Origin of the sequence: Pedobacter aquatilis, assembly GCF_032678405.1 — a bacterium.
Taxonomy (GTDB): Bacteria; Bacteroidota; Bacteroidia; order Sphingobacteriales; family Sphingobacteriaceae; genus Pedobacter; species Pedobacter aquatilis_A.
This window is the reverse complement of record NZ_JAVTSJ010000009.1, coordinates 1-25,588: the sequence shown is the minus strand read 5'-3', so window position 1 is coordinate 25,588 and position 25,588 is coordinate 1. Positions and strand designations below refer to the sequence as shown.

The following is a 25,588-nucleotide window of genomic DNA, read 5'->3' as shown; positions in this document are numbered from 1 at the left end:
TTCTATTTTTTATTACCTTCCTAACTTCGTGCCTCGACATGAGGAGGAGTTGATCAGGTTTTTATTTCCAATCTATATTTACATAATGTTCAACAACTGGAAAAGGTTCATAAAAGTGATGCAATAACTTTTTCCAATCCTGATATGCATCTGAGCCTCTAAAGCCTATTGTATGATCTTCCAGCGTTTCCCAGTTTACTAGCAGGATATATTTATCTTCTTCTTCCAGGCATTTTTTCAACTGATGAGAAACATAACCTTTCATTGAAGAAATAATTTCCTGAGCCTCGTTAAACGCTTTTTCGAAATCGGCCGATAAACCTACTTTGATATTTAATATGGCTACTTCTAAAATCATATATCAATAATGCCTCGCAATGACGGCCTTATTAAGCTTCTTCCAATAACTCCCTAACATCTGTAATTTTTCCTGTTACAGCTGCTGCCGCTGCTGTAAGCGGGCTTGCCAGCATGGTACGGGCGTTAGGACCCTGACGTCCTTCAAAATTTCTGTTTGAAGTAGAAACGCAATATTTTCCAGCCGGAATTTTATCTTCGTTCATTCCCAAGCAAGCACTGCAACCCGGTTCACGTAATTGAAAACCTGCAGCTTCGAAAACCTTATCAATACCTTCGGCCTTCGCTTGTGCTTCAACTTGTTTCGAACCTGGTACTATCCAAACTTCAACGCCAGCCGCTTTTTGCTTACCTTTCACAAATTCAGCTACGGCACGTAAATCTTCAATACGTGAGTTGGTACAACTACCGATAAATACATAATCTACAGGTTTACCCAACAATGATTCGTCATCGTTAAAGCCCATATAATCAAGTGCTTTTTTATACGAAACCTGTTCTGTTTGTGGTTGAGCGAGCGTTGCAGGTACTTTTTCACCAATACCAATACCCATACCAGGGTTGGTACCGTAGGTAATCATCGGGGCAATAGCTGCGGCATCATAAGTTAATAAAACATCAAATTTTGCATCAGCATCGCTATACAAAGTTTTCCAATAAGCTAAAGCTTTGTCCCATTCTTCACCTTTTGGTGCGAATTCGCGTCCTTTAATGTACTCGAAAGTAGTTTCGTCTGGAGCAATCAAACCACCTCTGGCACCCATTTCGATACTCATATTGCAAACTGTCATTCGGGCTTCCATACTTAAGCCACGGATAGCCGAGCCAGCAAACTCTACAAAATAACCCGTTCCACCTGCAGCAGAAATCTGAGAGATGATGTATAAAATAATGTCTTTCGCACCAACACCTTTTCCAAGTTCTCCGTTAACCTCAATCTTCATGGTTTTAGGTTTCGATTGCAATAAGCATTGCGTAGCGAAAACCTGTTCTACCTGAGAAGTTCCAATACCGAAAGCAATAGCGCCAAAAGCACCGTGAGTTGATGTATGGCTATCACCACAAACCATGGTCTTTCCAGGTAAGGTAATCCCTAACTCCGGTCCAATGACGTGAACAATTCCCTGAAAAGGATGTCCTAGTCCATAAAGTACTACGCCAAATTCAGCACAGTTCTTCGTGAGCATATCAACCTGATAACGTGATAACTCTTCTTTAATCGGTAATAATTGATTTAAAGTAGGCACGTTATGGTCGGCTGTTGCTACTGTTTGTTTTGGACGGAAAACTGGCAAGCCTCTTTTACGCAAGCCATCAAAAGCCTGAGGCGAGGTTACTTCGTGTATGAGGTGGGTATCAATGTATAAAATATCAGGAAACCCTTCTTCACTTTTTACAACGTGTGCATCCCAAATTTTTTCTACTAATGTTTTTGACATTTTGTTATGTTTAATAAACCTTATAGGTTTTTAAAACCTATAAGGTTTGTAAGTGTATTATGCAGTTTTAATTGCCTTCATTGCAGTCATGGCCTTACGTAATGTAGCACCAATTTGCTCTACTTCATGTGAACAGATCGCCTCGTTAACATCAATTAACTTTCTGTTATCAACAGCACCATCTTTACCTTCATTGAAGTTTTTGCCCACCAAGTCAGTATCTACTTTTTTCATGAAATCAGTCAATAATGGTTTACAAGCCTGATCAAACAAGTAACAACCATACTCAGCAGTATCAGAAATTACCCGGTTCATTTCAAAAAGTTTTTTACGTGCAATCGTGTTCGCAATAAGTGGTGTTTCGTGTAACGACTCATAGTAAGCAGATTCTGGCTTAATACCAGCCTGAACCATTGTTTCGAAAGCTAATTCAACGCCAGCACGTACGAAAGCTACCATTAAAGTATAATTGTCGAAATATTCCTGCTCACCGATTTTAACATCACCGGCAGGAGTTTTTTCGAATGCCGTTTCACCTGTTTCAGCTCTCCATTTCAATAAGTTTTTATCGCCGGCAGCCCAGTCTTCCATCATGATGCGGCTAAACTCACCACTCATAATATCATCCTGGTGTTTTTGGAATAACGGACGCATAATGTCTTTTAATTCTTCAGAGATCTCGAAAGCTTTGATTTTAGCTACATTGCTTAGTCTATCCATCATTGCCGTGATACCGCCTTGTTTTAAAGCTTCAGTAATTACTTCAACACCATACTGAACTAATTTTGAAGCATAACCTGCATCGATTCCTTTTTCAACCATTTTGTCGAAAGAAAGGATTGAACCTGTTTGCAATAATCCACAAAGAATGGTTTGCTCACCCATTAAATCAGATTTTACTTCAGCAACAAATGATGATTTTAAAACACCAGCTCTGTGACCACCTGTGCCTACAGCATAAGCTTTAGCCTCTGCTAAACCTTTACCTTGAGGGTCATTTTCTGGGTGAACAGCAATTAAGGTTGGTACACCAAAACCACGAACATACTCTGCTCTTACTTCACTTCCAGGACATTTAGGAGCAACCATAATTACCGTTAAATCTTTACGGATTTGCATACCCTCTTCCACAATGTTGAATCCATGTGAGTAAGATAATGTTGCACCCTCTTTCATTAAAGGCATAATTGCGTTTACAACAGCAGTATGTTGCTTATCAGGTGTAAGGTTAATTACCACATCAGCTGTAGGAATTAATTCTTCGTAAGTACCAACTTTGAAGTTGTTTTCAGTTGCATTTTTCCATGAATCCCTTTTACCTTCAATCGCCTCTTTGCGCAACGTGTAGCTTACATCTAAACCACTATCTCTTAAGTTTAAACCTTGGTTTAGGCCTTGTGCACCGCAACCTACAATTACCAGTTTTTTGCCTTTTAATGCGCTAACGCCATCTAAAAATTCGTTGCTTTCCATGAAATCGCAAACACCAAGCTGGTTTAATTTTTCTCTAAGAGGTAATGTGTTAAAATAATTTGACATCGTTTTTATTGGTTAATTTCTGTTATTATTCTTTTAAGGTTTATTCTTTGTTTTGAAAAGCAGTTTATGTGCTTTTTGTTAAATTCTTTTCAAACCTCACAGGTTTTTAAAACCTGTGAGGTTTCATCAAATATTTATGCTAAACGCCTTTCTTCAACGCCCAGGCGTAACCATAATGTACATTATCATGTCCAATGGTAGTAATTAATACTTCTTCAATGCTTTTCATTTCTGCATGAAAAGTGGATGTAGCAAAAGGGGTAATGTTTGAAAAAACACCCTTGTTATAATCATCTTTTATCTTTTCTATACTTGCTAAGGCAATTGTTTTTAATTCCTCAACTTCTTCTGCTGTTACGAAATAAGTAGGACGGGTATCTTTCTTGTAGCTATCCACATATTTAACCGCAGTTGCATCAGGTACAATTCCGGTACGCAGGTAGCAAAGTGTTTGTGTACTCACTACAATATGTCCAAAATTCCAGATAATATTATTGTTATATCCGTCAGGTATCTTATTCAACTGCTCAATCGTTAGGCCATCCAGTAATTGGATAAATGCCTGTCTTGAGGTGATGATAAAATCAAATACTTCGTTCATTTTTATTGTTTTCGCTTTAATCTTTCAGTTTTGTTCTCTGATCGTTTCATTAAATGTAATCTTGTTAAAAAAAGGATCATTTACCGTAACTGCCCATGTTCCATAAAAGGTCTTTTCAAGTCCTGGACGGTTATACTTATACTTCTTGTCAATCAGCAGCTTGTGAAATTCCTTCAAACCATTACAATCAACATGAATATGTGCACCAGGAGAACAATCGCCATGATGCTCACTTAAATGTAGTTCAATGCCACCCAATGAAATTTGCAGGTAAACAGGTGTGTTATCTTCAAATCGATGCTCCCAGTCTATGGTAAAACCTAACCAATTTACATAAAACTCAATTGCCTTGTCGTAATCGAATATTCTTAAAATGGGTGTGACTTTATTGCATCTCATTGTGATTCACTTTTAAAGCTGATCCGATTACATCGTGAAAATTTTCTCGCCCTTATCAAGAAACTCGTTTTCCACAAGCTCCTCTCCAGGTTCGATCGCTTCGAATTCTTTCAGCTTTTCGTGAAAACCTGCACTATCTTTTATGATGGCTACCCTCGCTGAACGAACAAATTCGATCAGTTCATAAGGTTCCAATGCTTTTACCAATGCATCAGTTTCTTCACGGTGACCAGTTACGGCAAATACAGTATAATCTTTACGGATTACCACAGCACTTGCACCATACTGTCTCAAAAGTCTTTCTACGGTAACACGCTCAGCAATCTCATCGGTAGAAACTTTGTATAGGGCAAGTTCCTGCCAGATAATTTCTTCATTGGTATTGAAATATACTTTCAAAACTTCCACTTGCTTCTCAATCTGACGGGCAAGCTTACGCACCACGTCGTAACTTTCAGTAATTACAATGTTAAAACGATGGATACCATCAATTTCTGATGGAGAAGTATTTAAGCTTTCAATATTGATCTTTCTTTTCGAAAAGATAATCGCAATTCTATTTAATAAGCCAATGCGATTTTCAGCGTAAACGGTTATGGTAAACTCCTGCTTACCTTCAAAATCGGCTTTTGTTATTTTATGTTCTAATGTGCTTTCAGTACTCATGATAATTTCTTTTAGCTTTAATCTTTCAACTTACTTAAGTCTAATCTCGCTTACGCTCGAACCTTGTGGAACCATAGGGAAAACATTGTTTTCTCTTCCTACCATTACTTCCAATAAGTAAGAACCGTCATGATTAATCATTGTTTCAAGCGCTTGTTTCAGGTTAGCACGTTCATCAACTTTACTCGCCTCAATGTAGTATGATTTTGCCAAGGCAACGAAATCAGGACTGGTAATGTTAACAAACGAGTAACGTTTATCATGGAATAACTGTTGCCATTGACGAACCATTCCCAGGAAACGGTTATTTAAAATCAGGATTTTAACGGCTGCGCCAAACTGCATTATGGTTCCTAACTCTTGTGGCGTCATTTGGAAGCCACCGTCACCAATAATTGCGATTACGTTTTTATCTGGTGCACCATACTTTGCGCCAATTGCGGCAGGTAATCCAAAACCCATTGTACCTAAGCCCCCTGAAGTAATGTTGCTACGGGTATTATTGAATTTCGCATAGCGGCAAGCTACCATTTGGTGCTGACCAACATCGGTCACAATTATTGCTTCACCACCACAAATTTCATTGATGGTTCTTAATACTTCACCCATAGTCATTTCATCGCCCGCTGGATAAAGCTCAGGTGTAATCACTTGGTCGATCTCCTCTTGGTTGTATGCTCTGAATTGAGCAAGCCATTCATCATGTTTAGTTTCTTTTACCAATCCGGTTAATAACGGAAGTGTTTCTTTACAATCACCCCAAACACCAACTTCTGCTTTAACATTTTTATCAATCTCAGCAGGATCGATATCTAAGTGAACAATTTTTGCTTGTTTGGCATATTTATCTAAACGTCCGGTTACACGGTCATCGAAACGCATTCCAATGGCAATAATTACATCGGCTTCATTAGTTAAAACGTTAGGTCCATAGTTACCGTGCATACCCAACATCCCAACATTTAAAGGGTGATCGGTAGGAATAGCACCTTCGCCCATAATTGTCCATGCAGCGGGAATGCCACTTTTTTCTATAAACGCTTTAAATTCTGTCTCGGCATTTCCCAAAATAACACCCTGACCAAACAAAACAAAAGGTTTTTCAGCCGAGTTGATCAAGGCAGCAGCCTGCTCAATGAATTCGATTCGAACCTTTGGTTTAGGGCGATAGGAGCGGATATGATTACATTTTACATATTCAGGGAATTCTTCAACCTGTATTTGTGCATTTTTAGTAATATCAATTAAAACAGGTCCTGGACGGCCGCTTTTCGCAATGTAGAATGCCTTAGCTAAAACCTCTGGTATTTCCTTAGCATCAGTAACCTGGTAGTTCCATTTCGTAACTGGGGTCGTAATGTTAATCACATCTGTTTCCTGGAAGGCATCAGTACCCAATAGGTGTGCAAAAACCTGTCCGGTGATACAAACCAAAGGCGTGCTGTCAATCTGTGCATCAGCTAAACCAGTAACTAAGTTAGTTGCGCCAGGACCGCTGGTTGCAAAACAAACACCTACCTGACCACTTGCTCTGGCAAAGCCCTGAGCTGCATGAATTCCTCCTTGCTCATGACGGACTAAAATATGCTCCAGTTTATCAGCATAATCATATAGTGCATCATAAATTGGCATGATTGCGCCGCCTGGATAACCGAAGATGGTGGTTACGCCTTCTTCAATTAATCCATTCAAAAGAACCTGTGACCCCGTTCCTTTAAATAATGTTTTAGAGGTTTCTGCTTTTGCCTCCGGTTGAATTGTATCTTGTGCAGTTTCCATAGTTATTTTTTTGCGGTTATCTGTTCCTTGCTATTTTATCAAACACTATTGATAATCTTTTGAGGGAACTGGTCACAATTTGTGACGGATTCATATTTTTTGATTTGGTTCAAAACTGTTGAACCAAATGATTGGGTTATTATTCATCAGTTACACAACCACTAGCTGCGTCTGATACAGTTTTAGCATATTTGTATAAAACACCTTTAGTCACTTTTAATGCAGGCTGAACATATTTTGCTCTTCTTTCTGCAATCACTTCTTCACTAACTTGTAGGCTAATGATGTTATTTACAGCATCAATTATTATTGGATCGTTGTCTTCAACCAAGCCAATTAATCCACCTTTGTAGGCTTCCGGAGTAATGTGACCTACCACGAAGCCGTGTGTACCACCAGAGAAGCGACCATCTGTAATTAATGCAACAGATTTTCCTAATCCTGCACCAATAATGGCAGAAGTAGGTTTTAACATTTCTGGCATACCAGGAGCACCCACAGGACCAGCATTTTTGATTACCACAACATCACCCTTTTGAACACGACCACTTGAGATACCTGCGATTAAATCATGTTCACCATCAAATACACGGGCTGGCCCTTCAAATTTCTCACCTTCTTTGCCACTAATTTTTGCTACTGAGCCTTTTTCAGCAAGATTTCCATAAAGAATCTGTAAGTGACCGGTAGCTTTGATCGGCTCACTTAATTTTTGAACAATTTTCTGATCGTAATCCATGATCGATTTTACATCAGCTAAATTCTCTGCAACTGTTTTTCCTGTAACGGTTAAACAATCGCCATGGATTAAACCTTCGTTTAACAAATATTTCATTACTGCAGGTGTACCACCATATTGATGTAAATCCTGCATTAAATATTTTCCACTTGGCTTAAAATCAGATAATACCGGAGTGATGTCACTCATTCTCTGGAAATCATCCTGTGTAATTTCTACACCAATGGCTTTTCCAATAGCAATAAAGTGCAATACAGCATTTGTACTCCCACCTAAAACAATGATTGTTCTGATGGCATTTTCAAAAGCTTTTCTGGTCATGATATCAGATGGTTTGATATCTTTTTCTAATAAAATTTTGATGTACTGACCAGCATCCAGACACTCTTGTTTTTTCTCTTCGCTTACTGCAGGGTTTGATGCTGAATAAGGTAAACTCATTCCCAGCGCCTCAATGGCAGATGCCATAGTATTAGCAGTATACATACCACCACAAGCACCGGCTCCCGGGCAAGTGTGTTTGATGATCCCCTGGTAATCTTCATCGGAAAGGTTACCGCATATTTTTTGACCTAAAGCTTCGAAAGCAGAAACAATATTTAATTCTTCGCCTTTATAATAGCCCGGAGCAATTGTTCCGCCATAAACCATAATTGACGGACGGTCTAAACGTGCCATAGCCATAATAGCACCTGGCATGTTTTTATCACACCCCGGGATGGCAATTACGCCATCATAATACTGTCCTCCGCAGATGGTTTCGATACTATCTGCAATAACGTCACGGCTTACTAATGAATAACGCATACCATCTGTACCATTACTCATTCCATCACTCACGCCGATGGTATTGAAAATCAAGCCAACCAAATCATTTTTCCAGACCCCAGCTTTCACGTCTTTTGCAAGATCATTAAGGTGCATGTTGCAGGTGTTACCATCATAACCCATGCTCGCAATTCCGACCTGTGCTTTTGCCATATCTGCATCTGTTAATCCGATTCCATAAAGCATGGCTTGTGCCGCCGGTTGGGTGGGGTCTTGTGTAAATGTTTTACTGTACTTGTTTAATTCGCTCATCGTTTAAAATGTATATTCTGGTTCTGTTAGTTATTTTATAGCAGGTTAAAAACCTGGTTATTTTTTTACACCGATTACAATCCCTGTTGCCCAAACTTGTTTAGTTATATGCAAATCTTCTCGTGATTCTAAATCTTTAATCAACTTAATTGCTTTTTCCTGATGACCATCAGGCCAATTTGGTTGAGGCAACATATCATCGATAATATAAAGGCCACCTTTATTTAGCATGTTAATTGCCTCATCTAAAAGCAAATATTTCCCATGCCAGGTATCCGCAAAAATATAATCGAATTTTTTTTCTTTATTTTTTTTAAACCATTCGCCTCCATCTGATAAGACTAAGGCAAGGCGTTTATCATCTCCCAAAAATGTTTTGGCAATGCTTAAAAACTGATGATCATTATCTATAGAAATCAATGTCGAACTTTTATCAATTCCATCTAAAATCCAAGAAGTTGATAAGCCAGTTCCGGTACCCAACTCTAAGAAACGACCAGCAGGTTTTGAAGTGGCAAGTGTTTTTAACAATGAACAAGTCAAAACATCTGAAGCCATATTAAATCCTGATGCTTTAGTTGCATCATCGATTTGATGATAGGCTTTTGGAAATGTTTGGTTTATGTCTTGATGCATTGGTAATGTATATTTTTTTTAATATTGGTTCTTGCTATTCGCTATTTTGTACTAAATAATAACCTCGTAATTTACTTTTTCAAGCACAAGGTTTTTGTAGGCACGTTGTATCGTATAGCCGATTGACTCCCGCCATAGTGAACGGAATACAATATCATCAATTGAGGCAATTCCGGCAATTTCAGTTGCTGTTCCGCATAAAAAGGCACTATCTGCTTTGCGCAAGTCTTCTACCGTTAATTTTTTCTCTATACACTCAATGTCTAGAACAGCGCAAAGTTCTTTTACGGTAGCCCTTGTAATGCCAGGAAGTATATTGCCTAATGAAGGGGTATATAATTTTCCATCTTTTTCAAGAAAGATATTTGCGCCTGAAGCTTCCGCGATAAAGCCATACATATCTAAAAGCAATGCCTCGTCATAACCTTTTCTGTTTGCGGTGGTGGTTGCTAAAATAGAGTTTATATAATTTCCGCTTAGCTTCGCTTCCATTGGAGTCGATTTCGGATTAGGACGTTCGTAATCAGAAATGGTTAGCTTCAATAACTTATTTCCCGAGTATGCATCCCAGTCCCAGGCACAAATTAAAATTGAAGCACCACTGGGATCATTCAATTTCATATTTGGGTGGCAAAATACCAGTGGACGTATATATGCATCCTTAAGCTTATTTAGCTCAAGTAATTTATAGGTTTCCTTAATCAGTTCGTTTTTATCCCATGGGAAAGGAATATTTGCCAATTGGCAAGAACGCTCCAGGCGGTCAAAGTGGGCAGCAGCTTTGAAAATACGGTTTCCGTTATGAGTTTTATATGCTCTGATTCCTTCAAATGCAGCATAACCATAATGTAGCGACTGACCATATAAATCTGTGCTACTATCTACAGCTTTTTCAAACCGTCCGTCAAGGTAAATAATCGTATTGGCATTATAGTATTTCATAATACGCTGTTTTGTTATTTAAAAAAAGCGTCCCGTTTTGTCGGGACGCTTTAGATATATCTTTTTCAAAAATCTATTTCAATTGCGCCCGCTTCGTACTTCCTAAAATGTTTAGGAGTAGTAGGTTGAAAATAATGACAGGTAAAAGCACTACATTCACTATAGCATTAGCGATAATATTGTTGAATGATGTGTTTGTTTGAATTGTCATAATTTCCTAATGCTTTATAAATACCAATTTAGTTTTTGGTTCATTAATATGCAAAAGAAAATGGAAAAAATTGAAATCAGAATATTATATTGTTAATATTTAATTTTTCAAAATAATGTTCTTATTATAAGCTTGATTAGAGAGGTTATGCCGATAGGCGTAGACTAAATATCAAAACGGTATACGGTATGTTTATTATGCTTGCATTATAAATTTTCTATTTTTCTTCCTAAATCGGATTTCTTAGTACAAAAAATTAAAAATTTTGGGCGCTTTTTGACAGGGAAACCTTAAGGATTTAATCATTCAAAATCGCATTTTTATAGCGCATCATCTTCATTCCATAAAGCCATCTATCCTGGATATTTAGTAAATCTCCTTCAAACTCCAGGCCTGTAAGTAATTTTGATAGTGCTGTTTCTTTTCTTAATGATTTTTGAAGTTTTTTTAAAGATGCTTCACTAAGTTTTTTGTAATAGGGGTCAATCAGCTGCTGTTCTTTTAGAAGCAGCTGTCCATCCCATACTTCCGCGGCTTTTCCTTTTAAGGGCTGTTGCTTATAAAGCATGGTTAAGTCGCTCCAGATATCGTCGAAAATAATGCCATTCCCGGTATTTACAAAAGCTTCAATTTCCTGATTTGAATTTCCGGCAGCAATAGCTATCGGGTTGAGTAGTTTTTTTAATTTCGAAGTCGTTTCTTTAGCGGCTTCAGGCCACCTGGTTTCAAAGCCTAATGAATCTGTTTTCTGCTGAAACCATTTATAAAAATCGCAACGCTGGAAGATTGTCTGGTATTCAAGATAACCATCTTGTTTTGTTAAGTTGAATTTATTTGCGTGGTTCCAAATCTCATTTTCTTTTTCCCTGTCGGTTTTTAACCAATTCCCATCTGAACCATTATGTAGACCTTGTGGATAAATGAGCAGATAATCATTGAGCCGAGCAAACTCTTTTGCATCAGCTCCTGAAAACAAAATAAGTAAAAATATAATAAGGCAACTTTTAATTGAACTCATTGCTTAAAAAACGTTCTTATATAAGATACGATTAAAAGCCCGCTTTGGTTGCTGAAAAATAAAAAAGCCTTTCTAAATAAATTTTAGAAAGGCTTTTGTTTGCAGCAGAAATATTACTGCAGTGCCAGTATTGATCAAGCAATGCCTTCTGCCAAAACAACAATTTTATTGTGGATAGCTTCAACTACACCACCTTTAATAAAGAAACGTTGCTCGTCAGTTTTACTTGCTTTTATAATAACTTCTCCATCTTCTAGAGTAGAGATGATTGGGGCATGGTCTTTTAAAATCTGAAAAGAACCTAAAGTACCCGGAACAGTAACTGCTGTTACTTCACCTTCGTAAACTTTTTTATCTGGAGTTAATATTTCTAAATTCATTCTTTTTAGATTTGAGTATTAAGTAGCTGGTATCAAGTATCAAGATTATATTTTCAGTCTTAATACCTGATACTCAAATCTTGATACTAGTTCGCTTCTGCTAATAATTTTTTACCTTTTTCGATGGCATCTTCAATGCTACCAACCAAGTTAAATGCAGCTTCCGGATATTCATCAACCTCACCATCCATAATCATGTTGAAACCTTTGATGGTTTCTTTGATGTCAACCAATACACCTTTTAAGCCTGTAAATTGTTCAGCTACGTGGAATGGTTGAGAAAGGAAACGTTGAACACGACGAGCTCTGTGTACAGTTAATTTATCTTCTTCAGATAACTCATCCATACCTAAAATCGCGATGATATCTTGTAATTCTTTATAACGTTGTAAAATTTCTTTAACACGTTGAGCAGTATTGTAGTGCTCATCACCCAATACAGCAGGCGAAAGGATACGTGAAGTAGAATCTAATGGATCTACCGCAGGATAGATACCAAGCTCAGAGATTTTACGTGAAAGTACTGTTGTTGCATCTAAGTGGGCGAAAGTTGTAGCCGGAGCAGGGTCAGTTAAGTCATCCGCAGGTACGTATACCGCTTGTACTGATGTAATTGAACCACGTTTTGTTGAAGTGATACGCTCTTGCATTAAACCCATCTCAGTTGCCAATGTTGGCTGGTAACCTACCGCTGATGGCATACGACCTAATAAAGCCGATACCTCAGAACCTGCCTGAGTAAAACGGAAGATATTGTCAACGAAGAAAAGGATATCTTTTCCAGCACCTTCGCCATCACCATCACGGAAATATTCAGCAACTGTTAATCCTGATAATGCCACACGAGCACGTGCACCAGGAGGCTCGTTCATTTGACCGAATACCAATGTTGCTTTAGATTCTTTTAATTTTTCAGTATCAACTGATTTTAAATCCCATCCACCTTTTTCCATTGAGTGTAAGAATTCATCACCATAGTTGATTACACCTGACTCGATAAACTCACGAAGTAAATCGTTACCCTCACGAGTACGCTCACCAACACCTGCGAATACTGATAAACCAGCATAAGCTTTTGCGATGTTGTTAACCAACTCCATGATTAATACAGTTTTACCTACACCTGCACCACCGAATAAACCAATTTTACCACCTTTTGCATAAGGCTCTAATAAATCGATTACTTTAATACCTGTGAAAAGTACTTCAGTTTCAGTAGATAAATCTTCGAACTTAGGAGGAGTTGCGTGGATAGGACGTCCATCAGTTTTATCAACTGTGTTGATGCCGTCAATCGCTTCACCAACTACATTAAATAAACGACCTTTAATTTGGTCGCCAACTGGCATTTTAATCGCAGCACCAGTATCAACTACTTTCATTCCACGAACTAAACCGTCTGTAGAGTCCATTGAGATTGCACGAACGCGATCTTCACCTAAGTGTTGTTGAACCTCTAAAACAATTTTTTGTCCATTTTCTTTCGTTATCTCTAACGCATCAAAAATTTTAGGTAGATGGGCATCATCAGCAAAGCTAACGTCAACCACTGGGCCGATAATTTGTGCTATTTTTCCTAAGTTAGGCATATCTGTTGTGAGTAAATTTATTACAGTCAATGAATTAAAGCTGTTTATAGGGGCTCCAATTCGGTTGGCAAAGTTAAGTTATTCTTACTTAATTTTAAATATATATTATAAATTTTTTCAACAAGCTTTTTATAGATAATTTAGGCGAACAAAATTAAGCTATGAAAACCATTTTAACGACGGGTAGCAACGGCCTTTTAGGGCAGAAATTAACAGAAAAAGTTTTAAACGAGGGGCGGGTAAAATTGGTCGCAACATCAATTGGTGCAAACCGTTATCCAATTAAAGAAGGTTATGATTATGCTGAAATGGATATTCTCGATGCTCAGCAGGTTAGAAAGGTTATAGAAAGGTATAAACCAGATGCGATTATACATACGGCAGCAATGACGAATGTTGATACTGCTGAGGCAAACAAAGAGCTTTGTCATCAGCTCAATGTGGAGGCGGTTCAGACATTGTTATCGATCTGTGAAGAAAATGCTATTCAACTTGTACATCTGAGTACTGATTTTGTTTTCGATGGGGCGAAGGGCCCCTATAAAGAGGATGATGCTGTCAACCCGGTAAGTTATTACGGCGAAAGCAAAGTATTAGCTGAAGAATTGCTGAAAAAATCGAATGCTAACTGGGCAATTTTAAGAACTATATTGGTATATGGGATTACCAATGACATGAGCAGAAGCAATATTGTACTTTGGGCAAAGGGTGCATTAGAAAAAGGGCAGCCAATTAACGTAGTAAACGATCAGTGGCGAATGCCTACCTTGGCCGAGGATTTGGCTGAGGCCTGTATTCTGGCCGTGGAGAAAAGTGCAAAGGGAATTTATCATGTATCGGGTAAAGATTATATGAGTATTGCGGATTTAGTGAGAAAAGTTGCCGATTATTGGGGGCTAGATAAATCAATCATTTCAGAGATAAGTTCTGAAAGCTTAAATCAAACAGCAAAACGGCCTGCTAGAACAGGATTTATACTCGATAAAACAATTAAAGACTTAAACTATCAGCCGCATACTTTTGAGGAAGGGCTGGCGTTTGTTGATGAGCAGATAAAAAGAGCCCAATAGTTTATTGAGATAAATAATTAACTAATTATAATAAATAAACAATATAAAATATGTCACTACAAATTGGCGATCAGGCCCCAGATTTTAAATTATACAGTTCGGATCTTACCGAAATCTCTTTAGCTGCCTTTAAAGGAAAAAAGGTAATTATTCACTTCTTTCCAATGGCTTTCACCGGAACATGTACCGAGCAGCTATGTACAATGAGAGATAATTTTAGTTTTTACGAAGGTATTCAGGCACAGGTTCTGGGTATTTCTGTAGATTCTCCGTTCTCTTTAGCTAAGTTTAAAGAAGTGCAGAATTATCAGTTTCCATTATTGTCAGATTTCAATAAAGAAGTATCTGCAGCTTATGGCGCTTTATATAACGAATTTGTTTTCGGTTTAAAAGGTGTTTCCAAAAGAGCAGCTTTTGTTATTGATGAAGAAGGTAAAATTATTTATGCAGAAGTTTTAGAGGATGCGCACGAGTTGCCTGATTTTAAAGCGATTAACGATTTGTTGAAAGCTTAGCATAATTTTCTGCAAGAAAATAAACGATTTTTTTAAAATTTAATTGGAAATTATAATATCAGTTTATACCTTTGCAGTCCGTTAACGATACGGAAATGCATTCGTAGCTCAATTGGATAGAGCATCTCACTACGGATGAGAAGGTTTGGGGTTCGAATCCCTACGAGTGCACAAAAAAGCTTCAGCGAAATCTGAAGCTTTTTTTATGCTCAATTTTATCGCTTTAAATTTTACTGCAGTTTGCCGGATTATTCCGTTAAAATATAAAAATGGCACAATAATCTTTAAAGGATAAGATAAATGTCATTAAAACTGCTTCTTTTTAAATAAATTCTCAATTTTAAAGGGCTTCTAAAATTAATAATTATATATTTGCAGCCTCGAAAGCCAATAGTTATTTGATTCTTTTATAGTCAAATACAAAAAAGCTTTCAGCAGAGCCATAGGAATAAGGCTTTTTTAATTTTGAAGACAACCTAAACAATTTGAATGCTTAATTTAGTTCTCTTTGGCCCTCCGGGGGCGGGTAAAGGCACCCAATCAGAAAAACTGATCTCAAAATATCAGTTAGTACATATTTCAACCGGCGATTTGTTTAGAGCGCATGTTAAGGGAGAAACCAAATTAGGGAAAAAAGTTAGTCAGTTGTTGGCGGATGGTGAATTAGTGCCTGATGCAATTACAATTGCAATGCTTGAAGAGGAGGTAGATAAAAATCCTGACGCAAAAGGATTTGTGTTTGATGGCTTTCCACGTACGGTGCCGCAAGCGAAAGAGCTTGACTTATTTCTGGAACGTAAAGGCAGTAAAATTGCTGGCGTTATCGCTTTAGATGTAGATCAGGCAGAATTAACCAAACGCATTGCCGAGCGCCATAAAATTAGTGGTCGTCCGGATGACGATGCAGAAAAATTGAAAAAACGTATTTCGGAGTACTTTGATAAAACAATCCATGTGTTACCATATTATGAGGAGCAAGGGAAGTTAAACAAAGTAAACGGAATCGGCGAAATTGAAGTAATTTTTGATAACCTGTGTAAGGTTATCGATAGTTTCTAAAATATAGAATAAAGTATTTCATCCGCAAAAAATGCATTGATTGCTTTTTTGCGGATTTTTGTTTTTAAAGCATTTTTAATTGCTTGCCAGTTGAAAATAATAAATTAAAATCGATATGTCTCAAGGTTCGAATTTTGTAGATTATGTGAAAATCTGTTGCCGGTCTGGAAAGGGAGGTGCAGGTTCGGCGCATTTGCACCGTGATGTTTTAACATCAATGGGCGGTCCTGATGGTGGTGACGGTGGTCGTGGAGGACACATCATTGTTAAAGGGAGCATTCATATCTGGACCTTGCTACACCTTAAATACCGTAAACATATTATTGCCGAAGATGGTGGTGCTGGCGGTAGTTCGCACAAATCTGGTAAACAGGGTACTGATGAGATATTAGAAGTTCCACTTGGAACCATTGCCCGTGATGCGGAAACGGGAGAAGTACTCTTTGAGATTACCAAAGATGGTGAAACTAAGATATTAACAGCAGGCGGCCGTGGTGGTCAGGGAAATGCACATTTTAAATCACCTACGCAGCAAACACCGCGTTTCGCCCAACCAGGCGAACAAGGGCAAGAGGTTTGGAATATTCTTGAGCTAAAGGTATTGGCCGATGTGGGTTTAGTAGGCTTTCCGAATGCTGGTAAATCTACCTTGCTTTCTGTTATTTCTGCAGCAAAGCCTGAAATTGCCGATTATCCATTTACCACCATTGTGCCAAACTTAGGTATCGTAAGTTACAGAGGAGGAAAATCTTTTGTGATGGCTGATATTCCTGGGATTATTGAAGGTGCATCGAAAGGTAAGGGCTTAGGCTACCGTTTCCTTCGCCACATTGAACGTAACTCAGTATTGTTGTTTATGATTCCTGCTGATACCAGTAGGAGTATTAAAGAAGAATATGAAATCCTTAAAAAGGAGTTGTTGTCTTACAATCCCGAGCTGATGCAAAAGCCACACGTGTTGGCTGTTACTAAATCCGATATGCTGGATGATGAACTGATGGCAGAAATGAAGGCAGATTTACCGGAAATACCATCCATATTTATTTCATCGGTAGCACAAAAAAATATTCTGGAATTGAAAGATATGCTTTGGAAGGCTATTGAGGGCTAATCACTGATTGAAATAATTATTTAATATTTATAGAAACGAACTTAGGTTCGTTTTTTTTGTTTTCTGATGTTTGATTTTTATAACTTTATAAAATGCAATCATCAGAAAATATCGCAGATTTTTATAAAAGAATTTTTGGGCTCGACTTTTTGCCCGAATCGGTGTGTGAATTAAGTCTCGGACATTTCAATGTTTTTTCAAGAGATAAATGTGCCGTCGTTTCTCCTTACAGAAGACGTGATTATTTTAAGATTTCCCTCATCATTGGTAAAGGTAGGTTGCATTATGCCGACCGATGGATTTATATTGACAAGCCTGCATTACTTTTTTCAAATCCGAAAGTTCCTTTTTCCTGGGAGGCAGAATCAGATGAACAGGATGGTTGGTTCTGCTTGTTTACCGAAAAATTTGTACATGGTGGAAACGCAGTTTTGAATCTTCAGGATAATTCATTTTTTAAAATTGGGGGTGAACCTGTTTTCTTCTTATCTGAAAGTCAGGTGAAAGATGTGAGTGCCATTTTTTTGAAAATGAAAGCAGAGATAGAATCAGATTATATCCATAAGTATGATTTAATTCGGAACTACCTGCAATTACTCATTCATGAGGCGCTGAAAATGCGTCCGGCAGAAAGCTTTGAACAATATAAAAATGCTTCGCAAAGGGTTGTTTCTCTTTTTATGGAACTTATGGAACGCCAGTTTCCTATCGATGGGCCCGAAAATGTGCTTAAATTAAAAACCGCAACGGATTTTGCCAGTAACCTGAATGTACATGTGAATTCGCTGAACAGATCTTTAAAGGATATCACCGGTAAAACCACTTCCGAACTTATTTCAGAACGGATTATTCAGGAAGCAAAAGCGCTGCTCCACCATACCGATTGGAATGTGAACGAGATTGCCTATGGTTTGGGTTTTGAAGAACCTGCTTATTTTACCAATTACTTTAAGAAAAGAACAGGTATGTCGCCAGTTAACTTTAGAATCGTGCCTGTTTGATTTTTATAATAATTGGTTTGATTCTTATATTCAGCCAATGCTTTTACGGGATAACTTTGTTCTATTCATTTACAAAAAACATTGATTATGAATTACAGAACATTAGGAAAAACAGGTGAGCAGCTTTCTGCTATTGGTTTAGGTTGCATGGGCATGAGCTTTGCATATGGCCCGTCTGATGCAAATGAAAGCATTGCAACTTTATATAAAGCACTCGATTTAGGTATTAACTTTTGGGATACTGCCGATATGTACGCAAATGGAGCAAATGAAGAACTGATTTCGAAAGTACTGGTAGAAAATCGTGATAAAGTTTTTATTGCAACAAAATTTGGTTTCCGCTATAAAGATGATATCAAAAATCCAGCAAATTCATCCGGGACTTATTTCGATGGCTCTCCTGAATGGATTAAACAGGCGGTAGATTTAAGTTTGAAGCGCCTAAAGGTTAATGAAATCGATTTGTATTATGCGCATAGGGTTGATCCGAATATCCCTGTTGAAGAAACCGTTGGTGCAATGGCTGATTTGGTTAAAGTTGGAAAAGTAAGGTATTTAGGGCTCTCAGAAGCTTCAGCAGAATCAATCAGAAAAGCAAATGCAATTCATCCGATTTCAGCTTTACAAAGTGAGTATTCTTTGTTAACCAGAGACGTAGAGGCTGAAATTTTACCACTTATCCGTGAACTGGGCATCTCATTGGTTCCTTATTCTCCGATCGCAAGAGGATTATTTAATAATATTTCAGAAGTCAAAAATCTATCTGAAAGTGATTTTAGAAAAACCTTACCGCGTTTTCAGCAAGAGTATCTTGAAAATAACACCAACCTTGCAAAAGAACTGAATGAATTTGCTGCTTCTAAAAATAGTTCGGGAACGCAACTTGCTCTTGCCTGGGTTTTGGCACAAGGCAATGATTTGATTCCAATCCCTGGAACCAAGCGGGTAAAATACCTGGAGCAAAACGCCGCTGCCACTGAAATTAATCTTTCTTCTGCCGATTTAAAAACAATTGATGCCATTTTAAGCAAATACCCGAACACTGGCGCAAGGTATGCTGAGGGAGCAATGAAACTGGTAAACAACTAAAATGAATAGAAGAACGCTATTAAAAACCGGTGGCTTCGCTGCTTTAGCTGCTATGGCGCCTTCAAGTATCTTTGCAAAAACGCATAAGCAACTAATTCTTACAGATAGAAAGCTTTCGGGCTTTAAACAATTGAAATTAGGAACACTGGATTTATTTGTACTGTCTGACGGTTACATTCGTGATAAAAATGTTGATGCATATTCTCCAAGGGCTAATGTTGCTGAACTGAAAAAGATATTAAAAGATAATTTTCGTCCTGATGGTTACATCGATATGGCAATGAATGTATTGCTGGTAAAAACTGCAGATAGACTTATACTCTTTGATAGCGGAATGGGTATTTTTGCCGATGAAAATACGGGTGTTGTGTTAAAGAGTCTCGAAGAGGCAGGTTTTAAGGCCGGCCAGATCACAGATGTTTTTATATCCCACGCCCATCCCGATCATATTGGTGGCTTGGTTGATAAAAATGATTCACTTATTTATCCAAACGCAAAATATCATATCTCGAAGATTGAGTTCGATTTTTGGATGAAAGCAACGGAAAGTGATTTTAAAAATAGCGCACTTGTGAATCAACTTGATTTTCTCAAAACCTTATTTCCTGCCTTACGCAAGATTTTGAAAAAGATTGAGCCTTCGATCAGTTATTACAATTATCAGGAGCCACTTTATAAAGATTTCACTTTTCAACCTGCTCCGGGGCATACGCCGGGCATGACTTTAACAAGAATAAAATCAGGTAATGAAGAATTGCTGGTTGTGGCCGATTTGATTCATAACGATGTGATTTTATTCCCTCATCCGGAATGGGGATTCTCTGGTGATACCGATTTAGATATTGCGGTAACTTCAAGAAGAAAGATTTTACAGCAACTAGCCGAAACTAAGGTAAGAGCAATTGGCTATCATTTACCCTGGCCTGGAACAGGATATGTGAAAAAAACAGGTAAGGAATTTGAGTGGCTTCAAGAGCCCTTTTATACGGCTTAATACCTGAGCAGGAATTATGCTCTCCAACGATCAACCAGATAACCTATCCACTCTTTGAAAAGAATTTCCCAGGAACTTAAATTACCAGGGTCGGGGATGAAGTCTTCAGGTGAATATTCGTATTTGCCAATATAGTTTGTGGGCAGGTAATCTGGTTTAGTTTTTAAAAACCTTTTGAAGATTAACCTGGCTCTTGGTACATGCCAGGCGCTTGTTACCACTAAAATACTAGCATCCGGATATTTTTTTTCAATGATCTGAGTACTGAATTTTGCGTTTTCAATCGTGTTTCTGCTTTGGTTTTCGATAATGATATCGCTATCCGGAATGCAGATATCTTTAAGGAATTTTTGAACCAAATCAGCCTCCTTAACTTCATTGTCACTTAAACTGGCATTTCCGCTGGTGATGAGGATTTTTTTTACTTTGCCTTTTTTATAAAGAGAAAAAGTTTGAAAAAGCCTGTCGCTCGCCCAGTTAAATTGTATTTCGTTGTTTCGCTTATTCAATCCCGAAAAACCACCCAAAACAATGGCTACATCATAATTTTTTTTTATTGAAGGATAATCAGGTTCGTAAAGGTTATATGCCTTACCAATAAGATATCCATTGGAAAATATAAGCAAAACCATTACGGCCGCTAGAAACAGACGCTTTTTCAGTTTTTTGTTCCTAACAAAAACTGAAATCACCAATAAAGTACAAAGCCAAAAAAATGGCTTAATTAAGAACAATAAAACTTTGGAGAGGATAAAGATCATTAATTGATATTATCCCGTAAAACTAATAAATTGTTTTAATTGACAGCAATACAATTAACCAAGGCCTTCCTGTACCTGACCATTCTGATGTGCATCTTCCAGAATTTCCTTCACACTAGATTTGGGTTTTTTAGCTACCCTGTGTTTAAAATGCGGTACCTCATGCTCAACAATATCATTTTCGATGGCCTCAACGCCAAATACTTTTTCTTTAAGCAGGTTATATTTGTCCTGAAAACCGTAGCGTAGATTTTTTGCGCTTCCGGCAATTTTTCCACGTGTACCAGCACCACTATCAGGTGCGAAAAGTATGCTGATAACAGCTCCAACGGCCAAACCGGCAACAAGTGCAATAGCTACTTGCGCATTATTATCTGATCTTTGCGTTAAATATTTTCCGATTAACTTCTTGTATTTCATAACCTAAGATTTTTTAAAGGAACAAACCGCGGTTAATAATGTTTTTTGTTTTTTTTAAATGCAGTAGGTAAATGCTTGCCTGGATTCAAAAAAAGACCTGTTTTTTACTTAATTTTAATGCTAAACCTCAATATTTGGGATTCTAAAATTAATGATATGGTAAAAGCGACGATAAATAAGGAACATTACGCCTGCTCGGTAAGCAATGGCTCGCATGAAATTGTAGTAGACGAACCAGTTGAATTGGGTGGAACACATAAAGGCTTTGCCCCAAAAGGATTATTAATGGCTTCCCTGGCATCTTGTGTTGCCATTACCTTGAGGATGTATGTCGATAGAAAAGGATGGCCGATTGAAAAGATTGAGGTAGAAGTAAATATGATCAACGAAAATGCACAGGAAGTTTTTTTTGAGGAAATTATCTGTACAGGGGATTTAACGGACGAACAAAAAGAACGCCTGGAGGATATTGCTTCTAAGTGTCCGGTAAGTAAAATATTAACCAAGGGGCACGAAGTGCGTTCTAAAGTGCTCTAGTAAATGGTGCAAAACTCCTTTACACAATCCACCAAAGCTTTGGTATCTTTGTAAAAACCTGATTTTTTTGAGGTAAATAGTATTTATGGCTACAGAAATTAAATGTCCTAACTGTGCCCATGTTTTTCCGATGGAAGAAGCCATGGCCGAAGATTACAAGAAAGAGCTACGGGAGCAGATGAATGCTTTCAAGAAAAAAAATGAACAAGAATTTCAGCAGAAGCTGGCAACCCTAGAAACAGAGAAGCAACAACAACAGAAAGCTTTTGATTTAAAATTAGCAGCAGAGAAAAACAAATTAAAAGATGATTTAGAAGGGAATCTTCGTAAATCAATCAGTGCTGATTTTGAGAATAAATTAAGGCTTTTAGATGATAATAATAAAGAGAACGAGGAGAAACTAAAACAAGCCCGCCAAAAAGAGTTGGAATATATGCAGATGGCTAATGAGTTTAAGCGTAAACAGGAAGAGCTGGATTTAGAAATTCAGCGCCGTTTAACCGAAGAGCGTGAAAAGCTAGCTATTGATATCCGTAATATTGAAAACCAACGTTTACAACAAGCAGAACTTGATTTTAAACTTAAGCTGGCCGAAAAAGATAAACAACTGGAAGATCAGAAAAAGCTTGCTGAAGAAATGAAGCGCAAGGCTGAACAGGGGAGTATGCAATTGCAGGGTGAGGTTCAAGAGTTGATTTTGGAAGAGTTATTACGGAGTAATTTTCCATTCGATTTAATTGAAGAAGTAGGCAAGGGGGTTCGAGGAGCAGACTGCGTTCAGTTGGTGCGTAACCAATTTGGACAAGAATGTGGCAAAATCATTTACGAAAGTAAAAGAACCAAAGATTTTGGTGGCGATTGGATTGAGAAACTAAAGAAAGACATGCGCAGCATGGGGGTTGATGTTGCCGTTATTGTTAGTCAATGTTATCCGAAAGGAATGACGAGTTTCGGTCAGCGGGATGGTGTTTGGATCTGCTCGTTTGAAGAAGTAAATGCGGTAGCCTATGTTTTACGTGATGGAATTTTGCGCTTAGCTTCAGCAATGAAATCGCAGGAAAACCGCGGTGATAAAATGCACATGCTTTATGATTATTTAACGGGAGCAGAATTTTCTGAACAATGGAAAGCCATTCGTGAAGGTTTTATGAGCATGAAATTGTCTATCCAACGCGAACGTGATGCGATGGAGCGTTTATGGAAAGCCCGTGAGAAACAACTGGAAAAAGTTTTATTAAATGCAACTCACATCCGGGGTTCGATTGAAGGCATAGCTGGTAGCGACAGCATACAATTAAGCTTAACCGAAGATGACGATGAAACCTTGTTATTGGATTAAGGATTCGTGCCATTAAAATGAAAAGTCTTCACCCTGAATTTATTTCAGGGTCTTCACACTAAGTGAGACTGAAATGAATTCAGCATGATGGTAAATTAAATACAATTATTAAAAAATTATAGAAAGTGAATAAAAACAACATTAACAAGGCCCTTAACCTCTCCAAACTATTGCTGCTTTTTAGCTTTTGGCTATTTTCCGGGAACGTTTCCGGACAGGAATTAAAATCGCCGGATGCAAACCTTATCGCTAATTTTTCCTTAGCTGATGGTGGTATACCAAGCTATAGCCTTAAATATAAAGGTAAGGATGTAATTAAAACCAGTAAGCTTGGACTTGAGCTTAAGGACGGCAAAAATCTAATAAGTGGTTTTACAATCAGCGATACTAAAACAAGCACTTTTAACGAAACCTGGAAACCAGTTTGGGGCGAAGTGAAAGAAATTGTAAACCACTACAATGAACTGGCAGTAACTTTAACGCAGAAGGAAACTAATCGTTTCATTATTGTTCGTTTGCGTTTGTTTAATGATGGTTTAGGATTCAGGTATGAATTTCCGGAACAGAAAAACCTGGATTATTTCGTAATCAAGGAAGAAAAAACACAGTTTGCTTTGGCAGGTGATCATAAGGCTTTTTGGTTACCAGGTGATTACGATACGCAGGAATATAGTACGGTAACATCTAACTTATCAGAAGTTCGTAGTAAAATGAAGGCTGCGGTAACACCTAATGCCTCACAAACTACCTTTTCGCCAACAGGTTTACAAACGCCTTTAATGATGAAAAGTAAAGATGGTTTGTATATCAATATCCACGAGGCCGCATTAATTAATTATTCTTTGATGTCGCTTAATCTGGATGATAAAAACATGGTTTTGGAACCATGGTTAACGCCTGATGCAGTAGGCGATAAAGGCTATATGCAGGCACCTTGCTTATCACCGTGGAGAACCATTATTGTAAGCGACAAAGCTGGCGATATTTTAACTTCAAAATTAACTTATAACCTTAATGAACCAACAAAGTTTAAAGATGTATCATGGATTAAACCCACAAAATACGTTGGTGTTTGGTGGGAAATGATTACCGGAAAAAGTACCTGGGCTTATAATGATTTAACGAGTGTTCAGTTGGGTGTAACCGATTATTCAAAAACAAAGCCAAATGGTAAACATGCCGCTAATACTGCTCATGTGAAAGAATATATCGATTTCGCAGCTAAGAATGGTCTGGATGCCGTTTTGGTTGAAGGTTGGAACGAAGGTTGGGAAGATTGGTTTGGTAAAACCAAGGATTATGTTTTCGATTTCGTAGCCCCTTATCCTGATTTTGATGTTCAGGAATTACATCGCTATGCAGCCAGCAAAGGCATAAAAATGATTATGCACCATGAAACTTCTTCATCGGTACGTAATTACGAAAGGCACCTTGATACCGCTTATAAATTTATGAAAGCAAATGGTTATGATGCTGTTAAGAGTGGCTATGTGGGTAATATGATCCCTCGTGGAGAACATCATTATGGACAATGGTTAAACAACCATTATTTATATGCCATTCAAAAAGCAGCTGATTATAAAATTATGGTAAACGCTCATGAAGCCGTTCGTCCGACAGGTTTAGCACGCACTTACCCGAACTTAATCGGTAACGAATCTGCCCGTGGAACAGAGTATGAAGCTTTTGGTGGAAATAATGCTGATCATACCACTATTTTACCTTTTACTCGTTTAATAGGCGGTCCTATGGATTATACGCCGGGTATTTTTGAAACAAAAGTTTCCGCTTATAATCCTGAAAATAATTCTTTTGTACACAGTACGCTTGCCCGTCAATTGGCACTTTATGTTACTATGTATAGTCCGCTGCAAATGGCTGCAGATTTACCTGAAACTTATAATAAATATATGGATGCTTTCCAGTTTATAAAAGACGTAGCTGTTGATTGGGATGACACTAAAGTGTTAGAAGCAGAGCCTGGAGATTATATCACTTTCGCCCGTAAGGTAAAAGGTAAGGATAACTGGTTTGTTGGTCGCACCAATGATGAGGAAGCAAGAACTTCAAAAATCGATTTAAGTTTCCTTGATGCTGGTAGAAAATATACGGCTACGATTTATGCTGATGCTAAGGATGCACACTATGAGAAAAACCCTAAGGCTTATACCATTCGCAAGATGGAGGTTACCAGTAAGACAAAATTAACGCTTAACTGTGCACCTGGTGGTGGTTATGCGATCAGCATCATAGCAAAATAATATTTCATCCCGCAGATTAAGCTAGTTTCACAGATTTCTAATATGGTGTAAAAAAA

General features: G+C 37.8%; 25 protein-coding genes and 1 tRNA gene. 11 read left to right on the top strand and 15 right to left on the bottom strand.

The window, feature by feature from the left end:
* Window positions 1–61: 61 nt before the first annotated feature.
* From R2R71_RS20420 to atpD, 13 genes are all read right to left on the bottom strand, one after another.
* Complete coding sequence (locus R2R71_RS20420) at window positions 62–358, bottom strand: antibiotic biosynthesis monooxygenase (RefSeq protein WP_316833146.1); 297 nt, start codon at window positions 356–358, stop codon at window positions 62–64.
* 31 nt (window positions 359–389) lie between these two features.
* Window positions 390–1,796: a 3-isopropylmalate dehydratase large subunit gene (leuC, locus tag R2R71_RS20415; protein ID WP_316833145.1), complete on the bottom strand. Its 1,407-nt coding sequence runs from the start codon at window positions 1,794–1,796 to the stop codon at window positions 390–392.
* 57 nt (window positions 1,797–1,853) lie between these two features.
* Window positions 1,854–3,335 (bottom strand): ketol-acid reductoisomerase, encoded by a 1,482-nt coding sequence (ilvC, locus tag R2R71_RS20410; protein ID WP_316833144.1) that lies wholly within the window; start codon window positions 3,333–3,335, stop codon window positions 1,854–1,856.
* A 139-nt stretch (window positions 3,336–3,474) separates the two neighbouring features.
* Window positions 3,475–3,936, bottom strand: coding sequence for a DinB family protein (locus R2R71_RS20405; protein ID WP_316833143.1), 462 nt, complete (start codon window positions 3,934–3,936; stop codon window positions 3,475–3,477).
* A gap of 24 nt (window positions 3,937–3,960) precedes the next feature.
* On the bottom strand, window positions 3,961–4,335 hold the full coding sequence (locus tag R2R71_RS20400; protein ID WP_316833142.1) for a glyoxalase superfamily protein: 375 nt from the start codon (window positions 4,333–4,335) through the stop codon (window positions 3,961–3,963).
* Between the two features lie 27 nt (window positions 4,336–4,362).
* The gene (gene ilvN, locus R2R71_RS20395) at window positions 4,363–5,001 is read right to left on the bottom strand and encodes an acetolactate synthase small subunit (RefSeq protein ID WP_316833141.1); all 639 of its coding nucleotides are present in this window, start codon (window positions 4,999–5,001) and stop codon (window positions 4,363–4,365) included.
* A 30-nt stretch (window positions 5,002–5,031) separates the two neighbouring features.
* Window positions 5,032–6,780, bottom strand: coding sequence for a biosynthetic-type acetolactate synthase large subunit (ilvB, locus tag R2R71_RS20390; protein ID WP_316833140.1), 1,749 nt, complete (start codon window positions 6,778–6,780; stop codon window positions 5,032–5,034).
* A gap of 139 nt (window positions 6,781–6,919) precedes the next feature.
* Window positions 6,920–8,599 carry a dihydroxy-acid dehydratase gene (ilvD, locus tag R2R71_RS20385; protein ID WP_316833139.1) on the bottom strand — a complete coding sequence of 560 codons (1,680 nt, stop codon included), beginning with the start codon at window positions 8,597–8,599 and terminating at the stop codon, window positions 6,920–6,922.
* A gap of 57 nt (window positions 8,600–8,656) precedes the next feature.
* Complete coding sequence (locus R2R71_RS20380) at window positions 8,657–9,235, bottom strand: O-methyltransferase (protein ID WP_316833138.1); 579 nt, start codon at window positions 9,233–9,235, stop codon at window positions 8,657–8,659.
* 51 nt (window positions 9,236–9,286) lie between these two features.
* On the bottom strand, window positions 9,287–10,177 hold the full coding sequence (gene ilvE / locus R2R71_RS20375) for a branched-chain-amino-acid transaminase (protein ID WP_316833137.1): 891 nt from the start codon (window positions 10,175–10,177) through the stop codon (window positions 9,287–9,289).
* Between the two features lie 509 nt (window positions 10,178–10,686).
* Window positions 10,687–11,406, bottom strand: a complete 720-nt coding sequence (locus R2R71_RS20370; RefSeq protein WP_316833136.1) for a hypothetical protein — start codon at window positions 11,404–11,406, stop codon at window positions 10,687–10,689.
* 134 nt (window positions 11,407–11,540) lie between these two features.
* Window positions 11,541–11,786: an ATP synthase F1 subunit epsilon gene (gene atpC / locus R2R71_RS20365; RefSeq protein WP_316833135.1), complete on the bottom strand. Its 246-nt coding sequence runs from the start codon at window positions 11,784–11,786 to the stop codon at window positions 11,541–11,543.
* 86 nt (window positions 11,787–11,872) lie between these two features.
* On the bottom strand, window positions 11,873–13,375 hold the full coding sequence (gene atpD, locus R2R71_RS20360; RefSeq protein ID WP_316833134.1) for a F0F1 ATP synthase subunit beta: 1,503 nt from the start codon (window positions 13,373–13,375) through the stop codon (window positions 11,873–11,875).
* Between the two features lie 161 nt (window positions 13,376–13,536).
* Here atpD and R2R71_RS20355 point away from each other — a divergent pair, with 161 nt between their 5' ends.
* The 8 genes from R2R71_RS20355 (at window position 13,537) to R2R71_RS20320 (ending at window position 20,214) form a co-directional block, all read left to right on the top strand.
* Entirely contained in the window at window positions 13,537–14,445 is a 909-nt protein-coding gene (locus R2R71_RS20355; RefSeq protein WP_316833133.1) for an SDR family oxidoreductase, read from the top strand.
* A gap of 50 nt (window positions 14,446–14,495) precedes the next feature.
* Entirely contained in the window at window positions 14,496–14,960 is a 465-nt protein-coding gene (locus R2R71_RS20350) for a redoxin domain-containing protein (protein ID WP_316833132.1), read from the top strand.
* A 97-nt stretch (window positions 14,961–15,057) separates the two neighbouring features.
* A tRNA-Arg gene (locus tag R2R71_RS20345) sits at window positions 15,058–15,131 on the top strand.
* A gap of 318 nt (window positions 15,132–15,449) precedes the next feature.
* Window positions 15,450–16,019, top strand: coding sequence for an adenylate kinase (locus tag R2R71_RS20340; RefSeq protein ID WP_316833131.1), 570 nt, complete (start codon window positions 15,450–15,452; stop codon window positions 16,017–16,019).
* Window positions 16,020–16,134: 115 nt separating this feature from the next.
* A complete protein-coding gene (obgE, locus tag R2R71_RS20335; protein ID WP_316833130.1) occupies window positions 16,135–17,130 on the top strand; it encodes a GTPase ObgE in 996 nt (331 codons plus the stop codon).
* 92 nt (window positions 17,131–17,222) lie between these two features.
* The gene (locus R2R71_RS20330) at window positions 17,223–18,131 is read left to right on the top strand and encodes an AraC family transcriptional regulator (RefSeq protein ID WP_316833129.1); all 909 of its coding nucleotides are present in this window, start codon (window positions 17,223–17,225) and stop codon (window positions 18,129–18,131) included.
* A gap of 87 nt (window positions 18,132–18,218) precedes the next feature.
* A complete protein-coding gene (locus R2R71_RS20325) occupies window positions 18,219–19,220 on the top strand; it encodes an aldo/keto reductase (RefSeq protein WP_316833128.1) in 1,002 nt (333 codons plus the stop codon).
* 1 nt (window position 19,221) lies between these two features.
* Window positions 19,222–20,214: an MBL fold metallo-hydrolase gene (locus R2R71_RS20320; protein WP_316833127.1), complete on the top strand. Its 993-nt coding sequence runs from the start codon at window positions 19,222–19,224 to the stop codon at window positions 20,212–20,214.
* A 14-nt stretch (window positions 20,215–20,228) separates the two neighbouring features.
* On the opposite strand, the gene R2R71_RS20315 is transcribed toward R2R71_RS20320, so the two are convergent.
* Window positions 20,229–20,846, bottom strand: a complete 618-nt coding sequence (locus tag R2R71_RS20315; RefSeq protein ID WP_316833126.1) for a YdcF family protein — start codon at window positions 20,844–20,846, stop codon at window positions 20,229–20,231.
* Window positions 20,847–21,029: 183 nt separating this feature from the next.
* Window positions 21,030–21,395: a YtxH domain-containing protein gene (locus tag R2R71_RS20310; protein ID WP_316833125.1), complete on the bottom strand. Its 366-nt coding sequence runs from the start codon at window positions 21,393–21,395 to the stop codon at window positions 21,030–21,032.
* 117 nt (window positions 21,396–21,512) lie between these two features.
* On the opposite strand from R2R71_RS20310, the gene R2R71_RS20305 reads away from it, so the two are divergent.
* The 3 genes from R2R71_RS20305 to R2R71_RS20295 all read left to right on the top strand — a co-directional run bounded on the left by R2R71_RS20305 (window position 21,513) and on the right by R2R71_RS20295 (window position 25,532).
* Window positions 21,513–21,932 carry an OsmC family protein gene (locus tag R2R71_RS20305; protein ID WP_316833124.1) on the top strand — a complete coding sequence of 140 codons (420 nt, stop codon included), beginning with the start codon at window positions 21,513–21,515 and terminating at the stop codon, window positions 21,930–21,932.
* An 85-nt stretch (window positions 21,933–22,017) separates the two neighbouring features.
* A complete protein-coding gene (locus R2R71_RS20300; protein WP_316833123.1) occupies window positions 22,018–23,271 on the top strand; it encodes a DUF2130 domain-containing protein in 1,254 nt (417 codons plus the stop codon).
* 125 nt (window positions 23,272–23,396) lie between these two features.
* Window positions 23,397–25,532, top strand: a complete 2,136-nt coding sequence (locus tag R2R71_RS20295) for a glycoside hydrolase family 97 protein (RefSeq protein WP_316833122.1) — start codon at window positions 23,397–23,399, stop codon at window positions 25,530–25,532.
* Window positions 25,533–25,588: the final 56 nt, after the last annotated feature.